Raw genomic sequence first — 18,741 nt, 5'->3', positions numbered from 1 at the left:
AGCCGCTCCGGTTCATCCTTCTTCCCATTCATCCCATCTGCCTCCGAGTTCATGGCCCTGGTTCTGCTCCCCGGTCTCAACAACCTGATCGAGGACATCAGCGACGAGAAGAAGCTCGCTCCTCAGGTGGTGGAGGCGGCCCTGCGGGAGGCGCTGCTGAAGGGCTACGAGCGTTACCGCCGCACCCTCTACCTGGGCATCAGCGAGGACCCGTTCGAGGAGGACTACTTCAGCAACTTCGACGTGGCGCTCGATCTTGAGGAAGAGGGCTATCGGGTGCTGGCCAGCAAGATCATCGTGGAGGAGGTGGAGAGCGACGACCACCAGATCGCCATCGAAGAGGTGCGCCAGGTGGCGGAAGACGCCCAGATCGGCGACACGGTGGTGCTGGACGTGACACCGGAGAAGGATGATTTCGGCCGCATGGCCGCCGCCACCACCAAGCAGGTGTTGGCCCAGAAGCTGCGGGACCAGCAACGCCGCATGATCCAGGAGGAATTCGCCGACCTGGAGGATCCCGTGCTCACCGCCCGGGTGATCCGTTTCGAGCGCCAGAGCGTGATCATGGCCGTCAGCAGCGGCCTGGGCCGGCCGGAGGTGGAGGCGGAGCTCCCCCGCCGCGACCAACTTCCCAACGACAACTACCGCGCCAACGCCACCTTCAAGGTGTTCCTCAAGGAGGTCAGCGAGGTCCCCCGTCGCGGCCCGCAGCTGTTCGTCTCCCGGGCCAATGCAGGCCTGGTGGTTTATCTGTTTGAGAACGAGGTGCCTGAGATCCAGGAGGGCTCGGTGCGAATCGTCGCCGTGGCCAGGGAAGCCAATCCCCCCTCCCGCGCCGTCGGCCCCCGCACCAAGGTCGCTGTCGACAGTGTGGAGCGGGAAGTGGATCCGGTGGGGGCCTGCATCGGCGCCCGCGGCTCCCGCATCCAGCAGGTGGTGAACGAATTGCGGGGCGAGAAGATCGACGTGATCCGCTGGTCTCCGGATCCGGCCCAGTACCTGGCCAACTCCCTCAGCCCGGCGCGGGTGGAGATGGTCCGCCTGGTGGATCCCGAAGGGCACCACGCCCACGTGCTCGTGCCCCACGACCAGCTGAGCCTGGCCATTGGCCGGGAGGGTCAGAACGTGCGCCTGGCGGCCCGGCTCACCGGCTGGAAGATCGACATCAAGAATGCCCAGGAGTACGACCAGGTCAGCGAGGACCAGACGGTGGCGACCCTGATCGCCCAGCGCCAGGAGGAGGAGGCCCTGCAGGCCGAAGCCGAGGCCCGTCTGGAGGCCGAGCAGGCCACCCGGGCCGAGGAAGATGCCCGCCTGCGTGAGCTCTACCCCCTGCCCGAGGACGAAGAGTCCTACGAACGCGAGGAGGGCGAAGACGGCGTTCCAGCCCAAGAGCCCATCGACGAGCAGACCGAGACCGAGACCCTGACCGAGGCTTTGAACGAGGCCCCGAACGAAGACCCGGCCGAGGCCGTCACCGGCGAGGACGTCCGGTGACGTCGCCCGCGAGGCGCCCGGTGTTGCGCCGCTGCGTCTCCTGTCGCCGCCTCTGCGACCGCAGCCAGCTCTGGCGTGTGGTGCGTCAGGCCGACGGGACGGTGAGCCTGGATCGGGGCATGGGTCGCTCGGCGTACCTCTGCCCCGAACCGAGCTGCGTGGAGGAAGCCCGTCGCCGCCGCCGCCTCCAGCGCGGCCTCCGCTGCGCCGTCAGCGATGCCATCATCGCCAGCCTCGAGGCACGTCTCGAGCGATCGGCCCCGCAACCTCTGAGGCAAGATGAACCATGGTCGCCACGTGTGTGCGACCCCGGGGTCCTTTCGGCCCCACCGTACGGAGACCTTTCTTAATGACCAGCAGCGGCAAAGTGAGAATCTACGAGCTGTCGAAGGACCTGGGCCTGGACAACAAGGACGTGCTCGATGCCGCCGAGAAACTCTCCATTGCGGCCAAGAGTCACAGCAGCTCGATCAGTGATGACGAGGCGACCCGCATCCGTTCGCTGATCGGCGTCAACGTCGGCAGCCAGGCCCCGTCGCGGCCCGAACCTGCGGCGCCCGCCCCCCCGGCCAAGGCGATCCTGGCGGTGAAGAAGGCCGCGCCGGCACCCGTGGCGGCTCCCCGGGCCAACACTCCGCCCGCCGCGACGGCACCCGCCACCCCGGCCCCGCCCGCGAGCCGCCCCCCCGCACCGCGTCCTGCGGCGCCGGCCTCCGCCCCCGCTCCCTCCCGTCCCGAGCCTCCGGCGGCACGCCCCAGGCCCCCCGGTGCCCCGGCACCATCCCCGGCCCGGCCGCGACCGGTGGAAGCCGGCAAACCGGCCGTTCGTCCGCCCACAATCATGGGCAAACCGGCTGCTGCCACCCCGGCCCCCACGGCCCCGGCCCCCACAGCGCCCGCTGCCGGCGGCCTGCCGGCCCGCCCGCTGCCGGCGGCCCCGGCCCGCCCCGTTTCCGTGGCCCCACCGGCCAAACCCCTGGCAGCACCCAAGCCCACCAGTCCGGCTCCGGTGAACCGCACCTCCCAGCCGCCCGTGCGCGTCGGCTCCCCCCAGCGGCCTCCCACGCCGGCTCCTGGCCGACCGGTGCAGGGCGCCACGGGCGCCGCACCCACCAGACCCCCGGCCACCCGGCCCCAGCTGGTCGGACGTCCGCAGCCCGGCCAGGGCGCCACCAGCAGGCGACCGGCACCACCATCGGCCCGCCCCCAGCGTCCCGGCACCCCCGCACCGATTCGACCTGGCAGCGCCGGCTCCAGGGCCGGCACGACGCCGGGCCGGCCCGGCCCCACGCCGCTTGAGCTGGTCGGCAAGCCGATCCGCCGCGACTCGGCGGGTCCAGGCACCACCGCTGCCGGGCGTCCGGCAGCCCCCGGCCGCCCGGGCATCCCGGCCGGCATGCGCAAGCCGATGGCCCCCGGCGAGCTGATGCAGCTCCAGAAACCCACCGGCCGTCCCACCGCCCCGCCACCGCGCCGCCCCGACCGGAGCGAGGGCGGCAGCGAAACCGGAGGAGACACCGAGGGCGTGACGCGCCCCACCGCCACCCCGCCGGCGGCCCCCCGTCGCCCTGGGTTCCGCCCGCCCACACCGGCCGGAGCCGGCGCCCGCGCCCCTGGTGCACGGAGACCCGACTGGGACGACAGCGCCAAACTCGAGGCTCTGCGCAGCCGCACCCCCCAGAAACAGCGCCAGAAGGTCCACATCATCGGCGAAAACGATGATGCCCTCACCGCCGAAACCGGTGGCTACGCCGGCGAGCAGGAAGCCCTAGTGCTCCAGGCCAGCCTGGCCCGGCCGGCCAAGCCCCGCACCGCGGGCGGCGCCCAGGCCAAGCCCACGGTGGCTGTGCGCAAGCGCAAGAAAGAAACCACCCGCCAGCGTCAGCGCCGCCGTGCCATGGAGCTGCGGGCCTCCCGCGAAGCCAAGGCCCAGCGTCCCGAGATGCTGATCGTGCCCGAGGGCAACCTCACGGTGCAGGAGCTGGCCGACCGACTCGGGGTGGAGAGCTCCGAAATCATCAAATCCCTGTTCTTCAAAGGGATCATCGCCACCGTCACCCAGACCCTCGACCTGCACACGATCGAGACGGTGTCGGACGAGTTCGGCGTGCCCGTCCTCCAGGACGACGTCGAAGCTGCGGCCAAGAAGACCGTGGAGATGATTGAGGCCAGCGACCTGGCCCACCTGATCCGCCGGCCCCCGGTGGTGACCGTGATGGGTCACGTCGACCACGGCAAAACGAGCCTGCTCGATGCCATCCGCAAGACACGGGTGGCGGCGGGCGAAGCCGGCGGCATCACCCAGCACATTGGCGCCTACCAGGTGGATGTGCCCCACGGCGATGAAACCCGCAAGATCACCTTCCTCGACACCCCGGGCCACGAGGCGTTCACCGCCATGCGGGCCCGTGGCACCAAGGTCACCGACGTGGCCGTGCTGGTGGTGGCCGCCGATGACGGCGTCCGCCCCCAGACCCTGGAGGCGATCAGCCACGCCCGGGCCGCCGAGGTGCCGATCGTGGTGGCCATCAACAAGATCGACAAGGAAGGGGCCCAGCCCGAGCGGGTCAAACAGGAGCTCTCCGGCCTCGATCTGGTGGCCGAGGACTGGGGCGGCACCACCGTGATGGTCCCCGTCAGCGCCATCAAGGGCGAAAACATCGACAAGCTGCTGGAGATGATCCTGCTGGTCACCGAAGTGGAGGACCTGCAGGCCAACCCCGACCGGATGGCCCGTGGCACCGTGATCGAGGCCCACCTCGACAAGGCCAAGGGTCCGGTGGCCACGCTGCTGATCCAGAACGGCACCCTCAAAGCCGGCGACGTGCTGGCGGCGGGGCCGATTCTCGGCAAGGTGCGCGCCATGGTCGATGACACCGGCAAGAGGGTCAAGCAGGCCGGCCCCTCCAGCGCCGTGGAGGCCCTCGGTTTCAGCGAGGTGCCCACCGCGGGCGACGAGTTCGAGGTCTACACCGACGAGAAGAGCGCCCGGGCGGTGGTGGGCGACCGGGCCAACGAGGCCCGGGCCACCCGCCTGGCCCAGCAGATGGCCTCCAGGAGGGTGTCCCTGGCCTCGATGTCGGGCCAGGCCAGCGAGGGCGAGCTCAAGGAGCTCAACCTCATCCTCAAGGCCGATGTCCAGGGCAGTGTGGAGGCGATCCTCGGATCCCTCGAGCAATTGCCCCAGGAGGAGGTTCAGGTGCGGGTGCTGCTGTCGGCACCTGGCGAGATCACCGAAACAGACGTCGATCTGGCCGCGGCCTCGGGCGCCGTGATCGTGGGCTTCAACACCTCGATGGCCTCCGGTGCCAAGCGTGCCGCCGATGCCACCGGCGTCGACGTGCGCGATTACGACGTCATCTACAAGCTGCTGGAGGACATCCAGATGGCCATGGAGGGCCTGCTGGAACCGGAGCTGGTGGAGGAGAACCTGGGCGAGGCGGAAGTGCGGGCCGTGTTCACCATCGGCAAGAGCGCTGTCGCCGGCTGCTACATCACCAATGGCAAACTGCAGCGCAATTGCCGCATCCGCGTGCACCGTGGCAAGGAGCTCGTCTACGAAGGCGATCTCGATTCGTTGCGTCGCAACAAGGACGACGTCAAGGAGGTGGCCACCGGCTTCGAGTGCGGCATCGGCTGCGACCGGTTCACCGGCTGGCAGGAGAAGGATCGGGTCGAGGCCTTCAAGCTGGTCACCCAGCGCCGCACCCTCAGCACCTGATCCCGTGACGCCCCGCAGCGAGCCCCTGCTCTGGCTCCAGCTGATCTCCTTCGGGGTGTTGCCGCTCGAGGCCCTGCTGCTGCTGCTGGTGCTGGCCGGCAGCGACCCCGGCCCCCTGCCGGGGCTGGAGAGGCTGTTCTGCTGGGCGATCGGCGCCCTGGCGCCGGCGCTGCTGCTGGTGAGGCGCCCGGCCGACGTCTGGTCGTTGCTGCTGCTGCAGACCCCCCTGCGCGGCCGCAGGGAGCTGCAGCGCCGGCTCAGTCGCCTTCAAGCCACCCCGGCTCTGGCGCTGGCCACGGCCGGCGGTGCCGCCATGGGCCTGCCCCTGCTGTGGTGGATCGACCGCCATGCGGCCGTGGCCTCCCCCTTCTCACCCTTCAGCTCCAGTCCGCGCCTGGTAGCCCTGCTGCTGGCGGCCCTGCTGCTGGCGCTGATGCTGTGGCAGTGGCAGCAGCTGGTCCAGTCGTTGTGGCTGCTCAGCCGCAAGGCCGAAACCGTGGCCGGGACTCCGCCGCTCAGCCTGGCGGAGCTGGAGAAGCAACGCCTTTGCCTGGGCCTGCCGCTGCTGCTGCCGGAGCCCCTCCTGCTGCCCGAGCCCTCAGTCGTCGTCCCGGTTGCGGTCGAACCAGAGCAAGGCACCAAAGAGGCTGAGGGCTCCGACCTGGATCAGCAGGTCCCCTGAGGCCACCTCCGAGCCGGCGGAGGCCCGCAGCGCCATGGTCGCCAGACCCAGCCCGGCGGAAGCCACCAGAGCGAACCACAGCGCCCGCCGCAAGCCCCGCCAGGGTGTCCTGGCTTCCGCCAACAGGCGACGACGCAGCTCCGGATCCAGGGAACTCTTCGGGTCGGATCCCATGGAATGGCACGCAGCGGGTGTCGATCCGACGAATGCTAATTTCTTGGCCGATGCCGGTGTAGCTCAGGGGTAGAGCAACTGATTCGTAATCAGTAGGTCGTCGGTTCAAATCCGATCACCGGCTTCTCGGCTCAGCCCGCACCGATACCCTTTCCGATCCGTTCCCCTGAGGCGGCTTTGGTGGCGATACTCGGGCCATGGATGAACTCAGGGCGCGCCACGAGCGACTACTGGAGAGCCACCACACGGCTCTGCGCGAGGCCGCCCAACGGCTGCTGGCTGAAGCGACCTGGTCGCTGGCTGCCACGGCCCTGTTGCTGACGGCCGACGATCCGGACCGCAGCCGGGTGGTGGCGGTGGGGGATCTCGGCCGCTGGATCGACCATCTGGGGCCGGACCTGGACAGCTTCGTGAGGCTGCGGCGCCAAGGGATGGGGACCGAAGCGGCCTACGGCCAATGCCGCGAGCTGGAGGGGGACGCCTTTCTGCTCGCCTGGCAGGCCCTGCAGGGGAAGCATCCACTGGTGAGTCACGATGATCTCAACCACTTCGCCGTGCTGTCCCAGCAGGGATTCTCCAGAACACCCCGAAACCTGCTTGTGGTGGTCAACTGGGGCGGCCAGGTGACGGCGTTCCTGGTGTCCTGTGATCGCGTCAAGCGGCAGAAATAATCTTCTCCGGCCTAGGCAAGCACCTCGCAAGGACGTGACTCCCGACGGGCGACTCTCCGATCATTCGTCGTCTTCGGAGGATCCGGCGGGAATCAGGCGGATCTGCTTGCGGCCCAGCTTGATCTCGAATTCATCGCCGGGCTGCAGATCAAGCATGGCGGTGTAGGCCTTCCCCACCAGAAGATTGCCGTTGCCCTGGACGGTGGCCACATAGCTGAGCTTGCGACCACCTTTGGACGCACTCTTGCCACCACCTTCACCGAGGCTGACGCCCTTGGCTTCCAGCAGGGCCTCATAAAAAGCCGTGAAATTCAGACGTTCAGCCCCATCCTTCTTGGTGCTGACGTAGCCGCAACCACGCACCAGATCGGATTTCGAGACATCGCCCAACTCCTTGACCTTGGCCAGGAGATCAGATCCGGTGAGCATGGGGAACAAAAAAGACCTTACAAGGCGAACTATAAAGGTTTATCGGCGTGTCGTCATTAGGCGAACTGCCGATACTCGCCAGGGTCGGAACTCGCCCCTGGACCATCTGTTCTGTTCAAGGCGGTGGCCCAGGGCTAGGGCCCGGTCCCCAGGCAGGGGTGCAACCCAGCGCGAAGGGTCACTCCACCTTGATGACGTCGAAACCGTCGCTCCCGAGGCGATTCAGTTCTCCGGCAGCGCGCAGAGCTGCCTCATGGGTGCGGAACAGATAGGCCGTCGCCGGATCGCTGACGTCCCCGAGACCCTGGTCTTCGGGACGGATGGAGACGTAGGAGCCGTCGGAGAGGCGCTGCAGCACATAGCGCTCAGCCTGGGTGCACTCCAGGGGATGGGCCGGATCAATTTCGGGTGCCCAGAAATGCATCACGACCCCTGTGAGTGGCTCCTCTGAGCTACTCCAGAGAACCGACCTCTCGCCAGCAGGCGCCACATGTCGTTGCAACCTGCCGACACCAGGTGATCACGTCTCATTGCCGCCGAAATCGTCGTCGTAGCCCTGGTAAGGCTCGAATTCATTCCAGCCGGGACTCGCGTTCTGGAGCAGTCCATAGCGGGCATCGACATCGTTCATCAGGGTGTTGCCGGTGGGCACCGTGTCGCAGGTGATGGAGCCATCGGCGCCAGTGACGCAATTCTCGAACTGCACGTTCGCCAGGGCTTGTCCAGCCCCCCCCATCAGAGACAGCAACAATCCACTGACCAGGGAGATGGCTCGGCGTGTTGGGGACAGCGCAGATGCCTGTCGGGGTTGCTGTTTGTTCGCCATCACCGGGGAGCCTCTACTGGGATGATGGCACCGCTTCAACACACGCACCCATGTACACCGACTGGACCGCCGTGATCCTGCTGCTGCTCACGGCGGCGCCCCTGGCGGCGGTGGTGGCCACCACCGCCTTCTTCATCTGGCGGCGGAAGCGGACGCAGCGTTGACGATCCGGAAGAACAGTCCGTCACCGCCCATCGCCCGGGAGTGCCCTTGGCCCAGGCAATCGAGACAGGTGCGGTAACGCTGATCGTCAATCCTCAGGAGGCCGCTGCCGCCGCACTGGGGACATCGGCACGGGGCCTGGGGATGGCTCCTCGAATCGGCGGAGGGAACCTGGATGGACATGGCCGGCTGGCGAGGGATTGTTCTGATCTCCTCACTGTGGTCGACCCAGACCCCTTGAATCCCGAAACCTTCCTTAAACCTTTTTCCCCTTGTCCCGCTCCGGGTGCATGCAGGCGGCCAGAACCTCCGGGGAGAGGCTGGCCGCCAGCTCACGGGCACTGAGACGGCTGCCCGACCGCACCAGCCCCAGACTGGCCGCCAGCTGGCCGATCACCGCCGGGGCGTCCAGGCCACGGCTGCGCAGACCGGCCAGCCCCTCGGCCCCCTCGCGTTTGCTGAGTCGCTCGCCCCTGGCGTCCCGCCAGAGGGGCACATGGGCATAGACCGGCGGGGTAACACCGAGGGCGGCCATCACCGCCACCTGGGCCCCGGTGGAGGCCCAGAGGTCATCCCCGCGCACGACCTCGCTGATGCCCATCAGCAGTTCGTCGACGGCGGTGGCCAGGTGGTAGGCCACCACGCCATCAGCCCGCCGCACCACCACATCCCCGACGGCGGCGGGGCCGTCCTGGCGGCCGCAGGGACCGCCCCGCTCCTCCCAGAGGAGGACACCGGGCTCCAGGCGCAGGCGCCAGCTCGGCAGGCGCCCTGACTGGTGCCCCCACAAGGGCGGGCGATCCCGGCAATAGCCCGGGTAGACCGCCAGGGCCCCGTGGGGCGCCGAAACGTCGGCCAGAAGTCGCCGGCTGCAGCGGCAGGGGTAGAGACAGTCGGCCTGGCGCAGGGCCGAGAGGACCGTGGCGTAAAGACCGCGATGGTCGCTCTGACGCCGCACTGGGCCGTCCCAGTCGAGGCCGAGCCAGCGCAGGTCGTCGAGGATCGCGGCCTCGGCACCCGGGCGGTTACGGGGGCCGTCGAGATCGTCGATGCGCAGCAACCACTCCCCTCCCCTGAGCCGGGCTTCAAGCCAGCTGAGGAGCGCGGTGCGGAGGTTGCCCCGATGCAGAGGGCCGGTGGGGGAGGGGGCGAAGCGGCTTCTGTACCCCTGTTGCCGCCGTCGCAGACCCGCCTCAATCTTGACTTGGAGATGGAGGGGGAGCCGCAGCGCCGGGGTCGAAGCCCCGGCGGCCGCTGCCATGGCCAAAGGAACGCTGGAGCGGATCAGCCCTGAACCTTGTCCTTGAACAGCTTTCCGGCGGTGAAGGCGGGCACGCGCTTGGCGGGAATCTTGATCTTCTCGCCGGTTTTTGGGTTCAGACCCTGGCGGGCGGAACGCTCCCGTAGCTCAAAGGAACCGAAACCGAGAATGGACACCTTCTTCCCTTCGACCACCGAATCAACGATGGTTTCGATGGCGGCATCCACCACGAGGGAGACGTCGGTCTTGGTGAGCTCCGTGCGGGCAGCCACGATGTTGACGAGATCAGCTTTGTTCATTGTTCTGGGGGAGCCTCCGGATAGGTGGCGATGGCGGGGTTCGGGACGTCGAGTGATGGAGGCGAATCGGAAGTCCCCGACCGCCCGATGCGCTCAGCGCGCCAATCGTATGGGTCTTGCGGCGGGGCCGCAACCAGAAAAGTCCACTCATGACAGCGGTTTGGGGGTCATGGGCCCGCCGGGGGGCTGGAGAACCAGGGCCTCCAGATCCAGGTCCCATAGCTGGGAGGCACCCTGCTCCACCAACTTCGCCCCCCTCAGGGCCCCCAGTCCGGCGCCGCTGGCGATCCAGTCGGGGGACCCGGCCGGCAGCCACTGGCGCAGGCGTTCCAGGCTTCGGAGCTGGCGTCCCCAGTGAAAAGTGCCCCCCTGGCGCAGGGGGGCCACGCGGCCCGGCGCCAGGGGCACCAGCAGTCGGCCGCAGAACAGTCCGTCCTGGCCCAGGCCCGCCAATGGGGAGACATGCACGACACAGGCCCCAGGGGAGGGTCCGGGGGTCCAGAGCAAGCGCACGTCCTCGCCAAGCTGGTACGCATCGGCAAAGGTATGCAGGGGATCCACACCGGGCAGGAGGTAGGCCTCCTGCTCCTGCACCACAACCGGCCATCCCAGGGCCTGCTGCAGGCGACGGCAGCGGCCATGGCCGCCGCGGCCGGTGAGCAGGATCCAGGCCCGGGACTCCCCGCTCGAGCCCTGCGGCTGGCGCGGGCGGTCGGCCAGGAACTGCAGGTTGGCCCGGGTGAAGGCGGGGCAGTCGATGAGCAGATCGGCACTGGACGCCTCGAGCAGCCAGGCACTGCCCCCCTGGCTCTCCCGGCTGGGGGCGAACAGCCACAACCCCGGCCGCACCCGCTGGGGCGGTCGGCCCTCTTCGGACGGCAACAGGGAGGAATTGGCCATGGTCATGGCTCCATTGAACCCCCGGCTGCAGCTTCCGGAGGCCCGACGTACCGTGGGTGGCAACCCAGGCCAGTGATTTGTCGGCGACCCGGATCGGACATCCCTGGCCACTGGGGGCCTCCGTCACGCGCCGGGGCGTCAATTTCTCTGTGGTGGCCCCTCTGGCCACGCGCATCGAGCTGCTGATCTTTGCCGATGGTGAGGCCCGGGAGCCCCTGGAGGTCATTGAACTCGACCCCTGCCACCGCTCAGGCGAGCACTGGCATGTGGAGGTGGAGGGCCTGGGCCTGGGCTGCTGTTACGGCTACCGCGTCTTTGGCCCGATCCAGCCTGGCAGCCACGGCTTCAATCCCTCCAAGGTGCTGGTCGACCCCTGCGCCAGGGCGATCACCGGCTGGGACGTCTACCAGCGGGGCGCCGCCGTCGGCGCCGTCCCCAATGCCTCCGCCTGCCTCAAGGGGGTGGTCACCGAGCGGGACAAGTTTGACTTCGACGCCGCCCCCCGGCCACGCCATTCCTGGCAGAAGAGCGTCATCTATGAACTGCACGTGGGCGGCTTCACCCGCGGCAACGGCTGCCCGGTGCCGGCGGAACGGCAGGGAACCCTCCTGGGGCTGATCGACACCCTGCCCTACCTGCAGGAGATGGGGGTGACGGCCATCGAGCTGTTGCCGGTGATGGCCTTCGATCCCCAGGACGCCCCCAACGGACGCTTCAACCACTGGGGTTACAGCCCCGTCAGCTGGATGGCTCCCCACCCGACCTACCTGGTCGACAGCGATCCGTTGCAGGGCCGGCAGGAGGTGCGCCAACTGGTGACCGCCTGCCATCAGGCCGGCCTGGAGGTGATTCTGGATGTGGTGTACAACCACACCAGCGAAGGCAACCAGCAGGGCCCCACTCTGAGCTGGCGGGGGTTCGGCGACGCCCTCTACTACCACCAGACCGCCAGGGGCGACTACCTCGATGTCAGCGGCTGCGGCAACACGATCGCCGCCAACCGCCCCTTGGTGCGGCGCCTGATCCTGGAGTCCCTGAGGTGCTGGAGCACGGAGCTGGGCATTGACGGCTTCCGTTTCGACCTGGGCATCGCCCTGACCCGAGGCGAGGGGCTGGCTCCCCTGGATGCCCCCCCCCTGTTCGAGGAGCTGGAGGCGGATCCTGATCTGAGCGATCTGAAGGTGGTGAGCGAGCCCTGGGACTGCGGCGGCCTCTACCGGCTCGCCGACTTCCCTGCCCGGCGGGTGGCCAGTTGGAACGGCCGTTTCCGCGACGATGTGCGCCGCTTCTGGAAGGGGGACGACCGCAGCACCTGGACCCTGAGTCAGCGGCTGTCCGGCAACCCGGACCTGTTCAACGGTCAGCCATCCCCGGTGGGGGGCACGATCAATTTCCTCACCGCCCACGACGGCTTCACCCTGGCGGATCTGGTGAGCTTCGACCGCAAGCACAACCTGGCCAACGGTGAGAACGACCGCGACGGGGACAACCACAACAACAGCTGGAACCACGGCATCGAGGGTCCCTGCACCGACCCGGAGGTGCAATCCCTGCGCGACCGGCAGCTGCGCAACCTGCTGGCCTCCCTGCTGCTGGCCCCCGGGGTGCCCATGCTGCTGATGGGGGATGAGGTGCGGCGCAGCCAGGGGGGGAACAACAACACCTGGTGTCAGAACAACCCCCTGGGCTGGATGCACTGGCAGCCGGACGAGGGGGACCTGGCCCTGCGCCGCTTCCTGAGGCGCCTGATCCACCTGCGACAGCGGCTGGCCCCCCTGCTCAACCAGGAGCTGCCCCCCACCCCCAGCGGGCAGGTCAGGGGAGCTGGAAGCCTGCCCCTCTGGCGGGAATGGCACGGGCTCGAACTGGGCAAGCCGGACTGGGCCAGCTGGTCCCACTGCCTGGCCTGGAGCCTCCACGACGTCAACATCGGCCCCTTGATCTGGTGTGGCATGAACGCCTACTACCAGCCGATGCAGTTCGCTCTGCCTCCCCAACCTGCCGGCTGGCGGCGGGTCATTGACACGGCCATCCCCGGCGACCACGACTTGCCGGCAACCCCCGAACCCTGGCTGCCGGCGACCGCGCCCCTGGAGAGCCGCAGCCTGATGCTGCTCGTGGCGACACCCCTGCTCGAGGAGACACTCGCGGGCTCGACGAGCAGGGCCAGGAGCTCCGTGGCCAAGTCCGCTGCGGCAAAGAAGAAAGCGGGCGGCGGGAATCGAACCCGCATCATCAGCTTGGAAGGCTGAGGTTTTACCACTAAACTACGCCCGCGTCAGTACAGACGTACTGGAGCTGGTTGCCTGAAACCGGCTGCAGCATTATGACCTGCACCGGATCACCGACACCGGAAGATCCCCTCCTGAGCGTCTCCAGGTTTGACCCCCCCCACACCGTCCACCCCGCCGCCGACAGCGCCGGACTTGCCGATGGCTGTGGTGGATACGGCGGACCTGCCTGCCGGTGAACGCCGCCGGGTGCTGCTGGCCTACGGCATGGGTGACGCTGGCACGGGGATGGCCGCCTCCCTGATCGGCTTCTATCTGTTCATCTTCTACACCTCAGCGGCCGGTCTGCCGGCCTGGATGGCCGGCCTGGTGCTGATGGTGTCGCGGCTCTGGGATGCCATCAACGACCCGATCGTGGGCTGGCTGAGTGATAAGACGCGCAGCTCCTGGGGCCCCCGGCTGCCCTGGATCCTCGGCAGTGCCGTGCCCCTCGGCTTCGCCATGGCCCTGATGTGGTGGCTGCCACCAGGGGGGCTATGGGTCAAGTTCGCCCTTTTCGTGGCCATCTCCGTGGTGGCCAACAGCCTTTACACCTGCGTCAACCTTCCCTATTCCGCCCTCGCCGCCGAACTCACCACCAACGTCAACCTGCGCACCCGCCTCAACAGCGCCCGCTTCACCGGATCGATCATCGCCGGCCTGGTGGGCATCGTGCTGGGGGGGGTGCTCCTGAAGGATCTCCAGAACCCCGACAGCTACCTGCAGGTGGGGATCATCTCGGGGGTGCTGATCACCTGCTCCACCCTGCTCTGTGGCTGGGGCATCGCCCCGGCGGCGCGAAACTGCCAGCGGCCCACGAGCCAGCGGGGAACGACACGGCGGCTCCTCGCCCGGGTCGGCAGCAACGGACGCTTCCAGATGGTGCTGGGTCTGTACCTGCTGCTCTGGTGCGCCCTGCAGATCATGCAGACGGCGGCGCTGATCTTTCTGCCGGTGGTGATGCGGCTGCCGGACGGCTGGAGCAACTGGATCCTGCTGCCCTTCCAGGTCAGCACCCTGATCGGGCTCCAGCTCTGGACCGGCATCGCCCGGCAGCGCGGTCGGCTCACGGCCCTGTACTGGGGCGCCGCCCTCTGGATCGCCGCCTGCCTGATGGCCATGCTGCTGGTGCCGCTTGATGCCACGATCGGGCCAACCGCCTCGGCAGGGAATCTGCTGCGGCTCTGTGCCCTGGTGGTGACGATCCTGATCGTGGGTCTGGGGGCCTCCACCGCCTACCTGATCCCCTGGGCCCTGCTGCCGGACGCCATCGATGCCGATCCTGAGAAGCCCGCCGGGCTCTACAGCGCCTGGATGGTGTTCACCCAGAAGATCTGCATCAGCCTGGCCCTGTTCTTCTTCGGCAACCTGATGAGCCTCAGCGGTTACCAGGCGGCCCGGGGCATCCTCCAACCCGACAGCGCCCTGCTGGCGATCAGGATGTGCATGGGCCTGATCCCGGCGCTGCTGGTGGTGCTGGGTCTGGTGGTAATGCGGCGCTGGCCTGAGCGGGGCCCCCACCCGGAGACCCTGACGGCCTCCACACCATGAAGCCACCCCGGTGGCTTCAGCGACTGGGCGCCAGCCTGATGATCGGCGGTCAGGCCGTGAGCGCCATCGCCCGCGGCCGCATCGGCATGGTTGATCTGATCCAGGAACTGCTGGAAGCCGGGCCGGGCAGCTTCCTGATCGTGCTGATCACGGCCCTGGCCGCCGGCACGGTGTTCAACATCCAGGTGGCGGCGGAACTCTCCAAGCAAGGGGCCAGCTCCGCCGTGGGAGGGCTTCTGGCCCTGGGCCTGTCGCGGGAGATCGCGCCGCTGCTCACCGCCACCCTGCTCACCGGCAAGGTGGCCACGGCCTATGCCGCCCAGCTGGGCACCATGAAGGTGACCGAGCAGATCGACGCCATCACGATGCTGCGCACCGACCCGGTGGAGTACCTGGTGGTGCCACGGGTGCTGGCCATGGTGGTGATGGCGCCCGTGCAGTGCCTGCTGTTCTTCTGGATGGCGATCTGGTCGGGCCAGGTGAGCAGCACGCTGCTCTACAGCATTCCACCGACGGTCTTCTGGAACTCGGTGAGGATCTGGATGAAGCCCGACGACCTCCCCTCAATGCTGCTCAAGGCGGTGGTGTTCGGCCTGATGATCGCCGTCATCGCCTGCGGCTGGGGGCTCACCACCCGGGGCGGACCCAAGGAGGTGGGCACCAGCACCACTGGCGCCGTGGTCATGATTCTCGTCAGCGTCGCCCTCGTCGACGTGCTGCTCACCCAGTTGCTCTTCGGCCAATGACCACCGCCCCCTCCTCCCCCCCGGACAGCACCGCTGACGAGGTGGTTCTCCGGCCCCGCTTCTGGGTACCGCTTGGAGTGCTGCTGCTGGCGGCCGCCTCGCTGGGCCTGCGGCCGCTCTGGGGTGGCGTTGTCTGGCTGGCCCTGGGGACGGGCGTGATGGGGCTGTTCCTGCTGCTGCAGACAGCCCTGCTGCGGTTGCGCTTCGCGCCGGAGGCCCTGCTGGTGGCCCGCCGCGACACCGTGATCCGCCGCTTCCCCTACGACGCCTGGATCGGTTGGCGGGTCTGGTGGCCGGCCCTGCCGGTGCTGTTCTATTTCCGGGAGGAGAAGAGCCTCCATCTGCTGCCGATGCTGTTCGACGCCACGGCCCTGCGGCAGCAGCTGGAGCTCCGCCTGCCATCCGCCAACCCCGCTCCCCACGCCCCCTCCTGAATCCCCCCGCTGCCTTGCATCCCTTCCTGCCATGAGCGACCAACCCGAACCGCCCGCCTCCAACCCAGCGGAACCCACCCCCCAGGACCCCGCCACCGGTGATGGGGTTCTGATCGACCTGGCCCTGACGGAGCTGAGGCAGCGCCGTGACGAACTCCTGGGGGAGATCAGCCAGCTGGAAACCCGTCGGCAGCTGATCAACCAGGAGATCGCTGGCAGTTTCGCCGGCCAGTCGGATGCCATCGCCCGGCGGCTCAAGGGCTTCCAGGAGTACCTGGTGGGGGCCCTGCAGGATCTGGCCGCCGCGGCCGAGCAGATGGAGCTGGTGGTCCAACCGCTGGTGGTTCAGCCCTCCCCCCTCGATCAGGCACCGGGCGGCCTGGAGAGCGGCGACGCCCGGGAGGCCGCCGTGGCCCCCGCCGCTGCCGGCCTGTTCAGCGACGATGCTGACCTGATCCGGGAGCGGTTAGGGCAGTTCGGCGGCCAGCCCGATTTCTACGCCGATCCCTGGAAGCTGCGCCGCACCCTGGAGCCTTCGGCCGCCACCAGGCTGGAGGACTGGTTCCTTTCCCAGGGGGGGAGGGGCGCCCAGGCCAGTGGCGGCAGCCGCAGCCGCAACGCCCTGGCGGCGGCGGCGGCGATCGCCATCCTGGGGGAGCTCTACGGCGAGCGTTTCCAGACCCTGGTCCTGGCCAGCCAGCCGGAGCGGCTGGGGGAATGGCGCCGGGGGCTGCAGGACTGCCTGGGGCTCAGCCGTGACGACTTCGGCCCCGCCAGCGGCATCGTGCTGTTCGAGCGCCCCGATGCCCTGATCGAGCGGGCCGACCGGCTCGAGGAACGGGGCGAGCTGCCCTTCATCGTGATCGATGCCGCCGAGCAGGTGATCGAGATTCCGATCCTGCAGTTCCCCCTGTGGCTGGCCTTCGCGGCCAGTCCCGGTGAGATCGACGCCGAAGCCGATCTTTACTGACCCTTCAAAACCGGTGGGCCCGGCGCGCACCCCTTTCCTTCCCCCATGGCCTTCCTCCCCGATCTCCTCCTGCTGCCGGCGGGCTACCTGCTGGGCTCGATTCCCTTCGGCTGGCTGGCGGGCCGCTGGCTCGCCGGCATTGACCTGCGCCAGGAGGGCTCTGGCTCCACCGGTGCCACCAACGTGCTGCGGGTGCTGGGCAAAGGTCCAGCGCTGGCGGTGTTCCTGCTCGACGTGCTGAAGGGCACCGCGGCCGTGCTGCTGGCCAAGGCGGTGCTGCAACCCCTCGGGGACTTCAGCACCACAAGCGACTGGGGGGTGGTAGCGGCGGGCCTGGCGGCCCTGGCGGGCCACATCTGGCCGCTGTGGCTGGGCTGGAAAGGCGGCAAGGCGGTGGCCACCGGCCTGGGCATGCTGCTGGGCCTGACCTGGCCGGTGGGACTGGCCTGTTTCGGCATTTTTCTCACCACCTTGAGCCTGACCCGGATCGTGTCGCTTTCCAGCGTGGTGGCGGCCCTGTCCCTGCCGCTGCTGATGCTCGGCTCCTTCGGCGCCTCCGGACTGCGGCCGGCCTACCTCAGCCTGGCCCTGCTCACCACAGCGCTGGTGCTCTGGCGCCACCGCAGCAACCTGCAACGGCTGATGGCCGGCACCGAACCGAAGCTGGGGGCCGGCCGCAGCTGAACGGGCTGGGTTGGGGCGCTGCCTTGAAAGGGTTCAGGCCAGTTGACGGCTGCGCTCCGCCGCCGCCAGCACGGCTTCGATCAGGGCGGAACGCAGCCCGGCCCGCTCCAGCTCCCGCAGGCCGGCGGCCGTGGTGCCGGCGGGGCTGGTCACCATGTCCTTGAGCGCGCCGGGGTGCAGCTCCTGGCCTTGAAGGAGAGCCGCCGTGCCCGCCATCGTGCGGTGGGCCAGATGGCTGGCCAGCGACCGGGGCAAGCCCGCCGCCACCGCCCCATCGGCCATGGATTCGGCCACCAGGGCCAGGAAAGCGGGGCCGGAGGAGGTGAGGGCCAGGAAGGGATCGAGTTGGGGCTCGGGAAGGTCAAGCACCTCCCCCACCTGGGCGAACAGCTGGCGCACCTCCTGGCGGCGACCCTCGCTCACTCCCTCACCCCAGCTCAGACCGGTGAGGCCGGACCGCACCAAGGCCGGGGTATTGGGAACGGCCCGCACGCAGGCCCGCCCCGGGAACAGGGCCTCAAGCCGTCGCAGCGGCACCCCCGCCAGCACGGAGATCAGCAGGGGCTCGCGGCCGGGCGGGGCCGCCACAGCCGCTGCTGGGGCCACCGCTTCGATCTGCTGGGGTTTGACCGCCAGCAGCACGATGGAGGCCGACCAGGCCTGGGCAGCATCGGTGGAGACCTGGACGCCGAGCTCGTCGGTCAGCTGCTGAGCTGAGGCCTCGGTGGCCACCGCCGCCCGGACCGTGGCGGGCGCGACCAGACCGCTGTCGAGCAGGGGCAGGAGCAGGGCCCGGGCCATGCGGCCCAGGCCCACGATCCCGAAGGTGTCAGACCATGGCATCCGAACGGCCCCAGGCGGGGCTCGGGGCAGCGTCTTGCTGGTCGTCGACCGGGCCGGTGCGCCCGGAGACCACGGTGGGGGAGGCGGCATCCTCACCACCGGCGGTGGTGACCGTGACGCAGCTGGGGGCGAACAGGAAAATGCTTTCGCCCACCCGTTCCTGGTGACCGTCGATGGCGAAGGTGCCACCAGCCACGAAATCGACAGCGCGCTGCGCCTGATCCGGCTCCATCATCGTGAGATTGAGGATGACGGTCTTGCGCTCCCTCAGGGCCTGAATCGCGCGGGGCATTTCGTCGAAGCTGCGCGGCTCCATCAGACACACCTCAGCCACGGCACTGGTGATCCCAGGCATGCCGATGACGTTGGTTCCGGCGAAGGGATCGTCGGTGGAAAAATCCGTGCTCAGCGCCAGGGCTCCGGGGTTTCTGGTGGCCGTGGAGGCGGCGGTGGTGGTGGCGCTATCGCCGGGGTCGTAGTCCAGTTCGTCGTCGAAGTCGCCATCGAGATAGTCGTCACCGGAGACGACGGCACGCAGGCGGGAGAACAACGACACGGAGTCGACCTCGGGAGGGATGCTTGGCCTTGAATAGCGTCCCACATCCAAGCCGGCAAGATCCG

Annotated in this window: 19 protein-coding genes, 2 tRNA genes and 1 pseudogene; 12 read left to right on the top strand and 10 right to left on the bottom strand. The window is 68.8% G+C overall.

Annotated features, from left to right (window positions below; translation table 11 throughout):
* Positions 1-51 precede the first annotated feature (51 nt).
* The 4 genes and pseudogenes from nusA (at position 52) to KBY95_RS03445 (ending at position 5,900) form a co-directional block, all read left to right on the top strand.
* On the top strand, positions 52-1,497 hold the full coding sequence (nusA, locus tag KBY95_RS03460) for a transcription termination factor NusA (protein WP_254963333.1): 1,446 nt from the start codon (positions 52-54) through the stop codon (positions 1,495-1,497).
* A pseudogene (locus tag KBY95_RS03455) lies at positions 1,494-1,745 on the top strand (YlxR family protein); the annotation flags it as partial. The gene nusA and the pseudogene KBY95_RS03455, both read left to right, overlap by 4 nt.
* Before the next feature lie 101 nt (positions 1,746-1,846).
* Complete coding sequence (infB, locus tag KBY95_RS03450; protein WP_254963329.1) at positions 1,847-5,218, top strand: translation initiation factor IF-2; 3,372 nt, start codon at positions 1,847-1,849, stop codon at positions 5,216-5,218.
* Between the two features lie 4 nt (positions 5,219-5,222).
* Positions 5,223-5,900 carry a low-complexity tail membrane protein gene (locus KBY95_RS03445; protein WP_254963328.1) on the top strand — a complete coding sequence of 226 codons (678 nt, stop codon included), beginning with the start codon at positions 5,223-5,225 and terminating at the stop codon, positions 5,898-5,900.
* On the opposite strand, the gene KBY95_RS03440 is transcribed toward KBY95_RS03445, so the two are convergent.
* Positions 5,817-6,074 (bottom strand): DUF3493 domain-containing protein, encoded by a 258-nt coding sequence (locus tag KBY95_RS03440; protein ID WP_254954086.1) that lies wholly within the window; start codon positions 6,072-6,074, stop codon positions 5,817-5,819. The two genes, KBY95_RS03445 and KBY95_RS03440, sit on opposite strands and share 84 nt — an antisense overlap.
* A gap of 52 nt (positions 6,075-6,126) precedes the next feature.
* Here KBY95_RS03440 and KBY95_RS03435 point away from each other — a divergent pair.
* Positions 6,127-6,198, top strand: a tRNA-Thr gene (locus tag KBY95_RS03435).
* A gap of 73 nt (positions 6,199-6,271) precedes the next feature.
* Complete coding sequence (locus tag KBY95_RS03430; protein WP_254963326.1) at positions 6,272-6,745, top strand: hypothetical protein; 474 nt, start codon at positions 6,272-6,274, stop codon at positions 6,743-6,745.
* 60 nt (positions 6,746-6,805) lie between these two features.
* Here KBY95_RS03430 and KBY95_RS03425 read toward each other — a convergent pair whose 3' ends face one another.
* From KBY95_RS03425 to KBY95_RS03400, 6 genes are all read right to left on the bottom strand, one after another.
* Complete coding sequence (locus KBY95_RS03425; RefSeq protein ID WP_254963324.1) at positions 6,806-7,174, bottom strand: AbrB family transcriptional regulator; 369 nt, start codon at positions 7,172-7,174, stop codon at positions 6,806-6,808.
* A gap of 178 nt (positions 7,175-7,352) precedes the next feature.
* On the bottom strand, positions 7,353-7,601 hold the full coding sequence (locus tag KBY95_RS03420) for a hypothetical protein (protein ID WP_254963323.1): 249 nt from the start codon (positions 7,599-7,601) through the stop codon (positions 7,353-7,355).
* Between the two features lie 93 nt (positions 7,602-7,694).
* The gene (locus KBY95_RS03415) at positions 7,695-7,910 is read right to left on the bottom strand and encodes a hypothetical protein (protein WP_254963322.1); all 216 of its coding nucleotides are present in this window, start codon (positions 7,908-7,910) and stop codon (positions 7,695-7,697) included.
* A gap of 508 nt (positions 7,911-8,418) precedes the next feature.
* Positions 8,419-9,423, bottom strand: coding sequence for a tRNA glutamyl-Q(34) synthetase GluQRS (gene gluQRS / locus KBY95_RS03410; RefSeq protein ID WP_254963321.1), 1,005 nt, complete (start codon positions 9,421-9,423; stop codon positions 8,419-8,421).
* Between the two features lie 23 nt (positions 9,424-9,446).
* Positions 9,447-9,722 (bottom strand): HU family DNA-binding protein, encoded by a 276-nt coding sequence (locus KBY95_RS03405; RefSeq protein WP_254963320.1) that lies wholly within the window; start codon positions 9,720-9,722, stop codon positions 9,447-9,449.
* 147 nt (positions 9,723-9,869) lie between these two features.
* Positions 9,870-10,622 carry an MBL fold metallo-hydrolase gene (locus KBY95_RS03400; RefSeq protein WP_396094871.1) on the bottom strand — a complete coding sequence of 251 codons (753 nt, stop codon included), beginning with the start codon at positions 10,620-10,622 and terminating at the stop codon, positions 9,870-9,872.
* Positions 10,623-10,699: 77 nt separating this feature from the next.
* Between KBY95_RS03400 and KBY95_RS03395 the strand changes: the two genes are divergently transcribed.
* Positions 10,700-12,874: a glycogen-debranching protein gene (locus KBY95_RS03395; protein WP_254963701.1), complete on the top strand. Its 2,175-nt coding sequence runs from the start codon at positions 10,700-10,702 to the stop codon at positions 12,872-12,874.
* On the opposite strand, the gene KBY95_RS03390 is transcribed toward KBY95_RS03395, so the two are convergent.
* Positions 12,829-12,899: transfer RNA gene (locus KBY95_RS03390), tRNA-Gly, on the bottom strand. The genes KBY95_RS03395 and KBY95_RS03390 overlap by 46 nt on opposite strands.
* A 104-nt stretch (positions 12,900-13,003) precedes the next feature.
* Between KBY95_RS03390 and KBY95_RS03385 the strand changes: the two genes are divergently transcribed.
* Genes KBY95_RS03385 through plsY form a run of 5 tightly spaced genes read left to right on the top strand, consistent with a single transcriptional unit; the run spans position 13,004 to position 17,277 of the window.
* Complete coding sequence (locus tag KBY95_RS03385; protein WP_254963318.1) at positions 13,004-14,443, top strand: MFS transporter; 1,440 nt, start codon at positions 13,004-13,006, stop codon at positions 14,441-14,443.
* Entirely contained in the window at positions 14,440-15,189 is a 750-nt protein-coding gene (locus KBY95_RS03380; RefSeq protein ID WP_254963317.1) for an ABC transporter permease, read from the top strand. Before KBY95_RS03385 ends, KBY95_RS03380 begins: the two co-directional genes overlap by 4 nt.
* Positions 15,186-15,623 carry a DUF3119 family protein gene (locus KBY95_RS03375; RefSeq protein ID WP_254963316.1) on the top strand — a complete coding sequence of 146 codons (438 nt, stop codon included), beginning with the start codon at positions 15,186-15,188 and terminating at the stop codon, positions 15,621-15,623. Before KBY95_RS03380 ends, KBY95_RS03375 begins: the two co-directional genes overlap by 4 nt.
* A gap of 31 nt (positions 15,624-15,654) precedes the next feature.
* A complete protein-coding gene (locus tag KBY95_RS03370; RefSeq protein WP_254963315.1) occupies positions 15,655-16,593 on the top strand; it encodes a DUF3086 domain-containing protein in 939 nt (312 codons plus the stop codon).
* A 45-nt stretch (positions 16,594-16,638) separates the two neighbouring features.
* Positions 16,639-17,277: a glycerol-3-phosphate 1-O-acyltransferase PlsY gene (gene plsY, locus KBY95_RS03365; RefSeq protein ID WP_254963314.1), complete on the top strand. Its 639-nt coding sequence runs from the start codon at positions 16,639-16,641 to the stop codon at positions 17,275-17,277.
* A gap of 33 nt (positions 17,278-17,310) precedes the next feature.
* Here plsY and proC read toward each other — a convergent pair whose 3' ends face one another.
* Both proC and KBY95_RS03355 read right to left on the bottom strand, forming a co-directional pair.
* Entirely contained in the window at positions 17,311-18,120 is an 810-nt protein-coding gene (gene proC / locus KBY95_RS03360) for a pyrroline-5-carboxylate reductase (protein WP_254963313.1), read from the bottom strand.
* Positions 18,107-18,676 (bottom strand): cell division protein SepF, encoded by a 570-nt coding sequence (locus KBY95_RS03355; protein ID WP_254963312.1) that lies wholly within the window; start codon positions 18,674-18,676, stop codon positions 18,107-18,109. The genes proC and KBY95_RS03355 overlap by 14 nt, the downstream gene beginning before the upstream one ends.
* Positions 18,677-18,741: the final 65 nt, after the last annotated feature.

The organism is Cyanobium sp. Aljojuca 7A6, assembly GCF_024346455.1.
Lineage (GTDB): Bacteria > Cyanobacteriota > Cyanobacteriia > PCC-6307 > Cyanobiaceae > Cyanobium.
The sequence above is the reverse complement of the archived record's forward strand: the minus strand, read 5'-3'. Positions and strand labels throughout refer to the sequence as shown.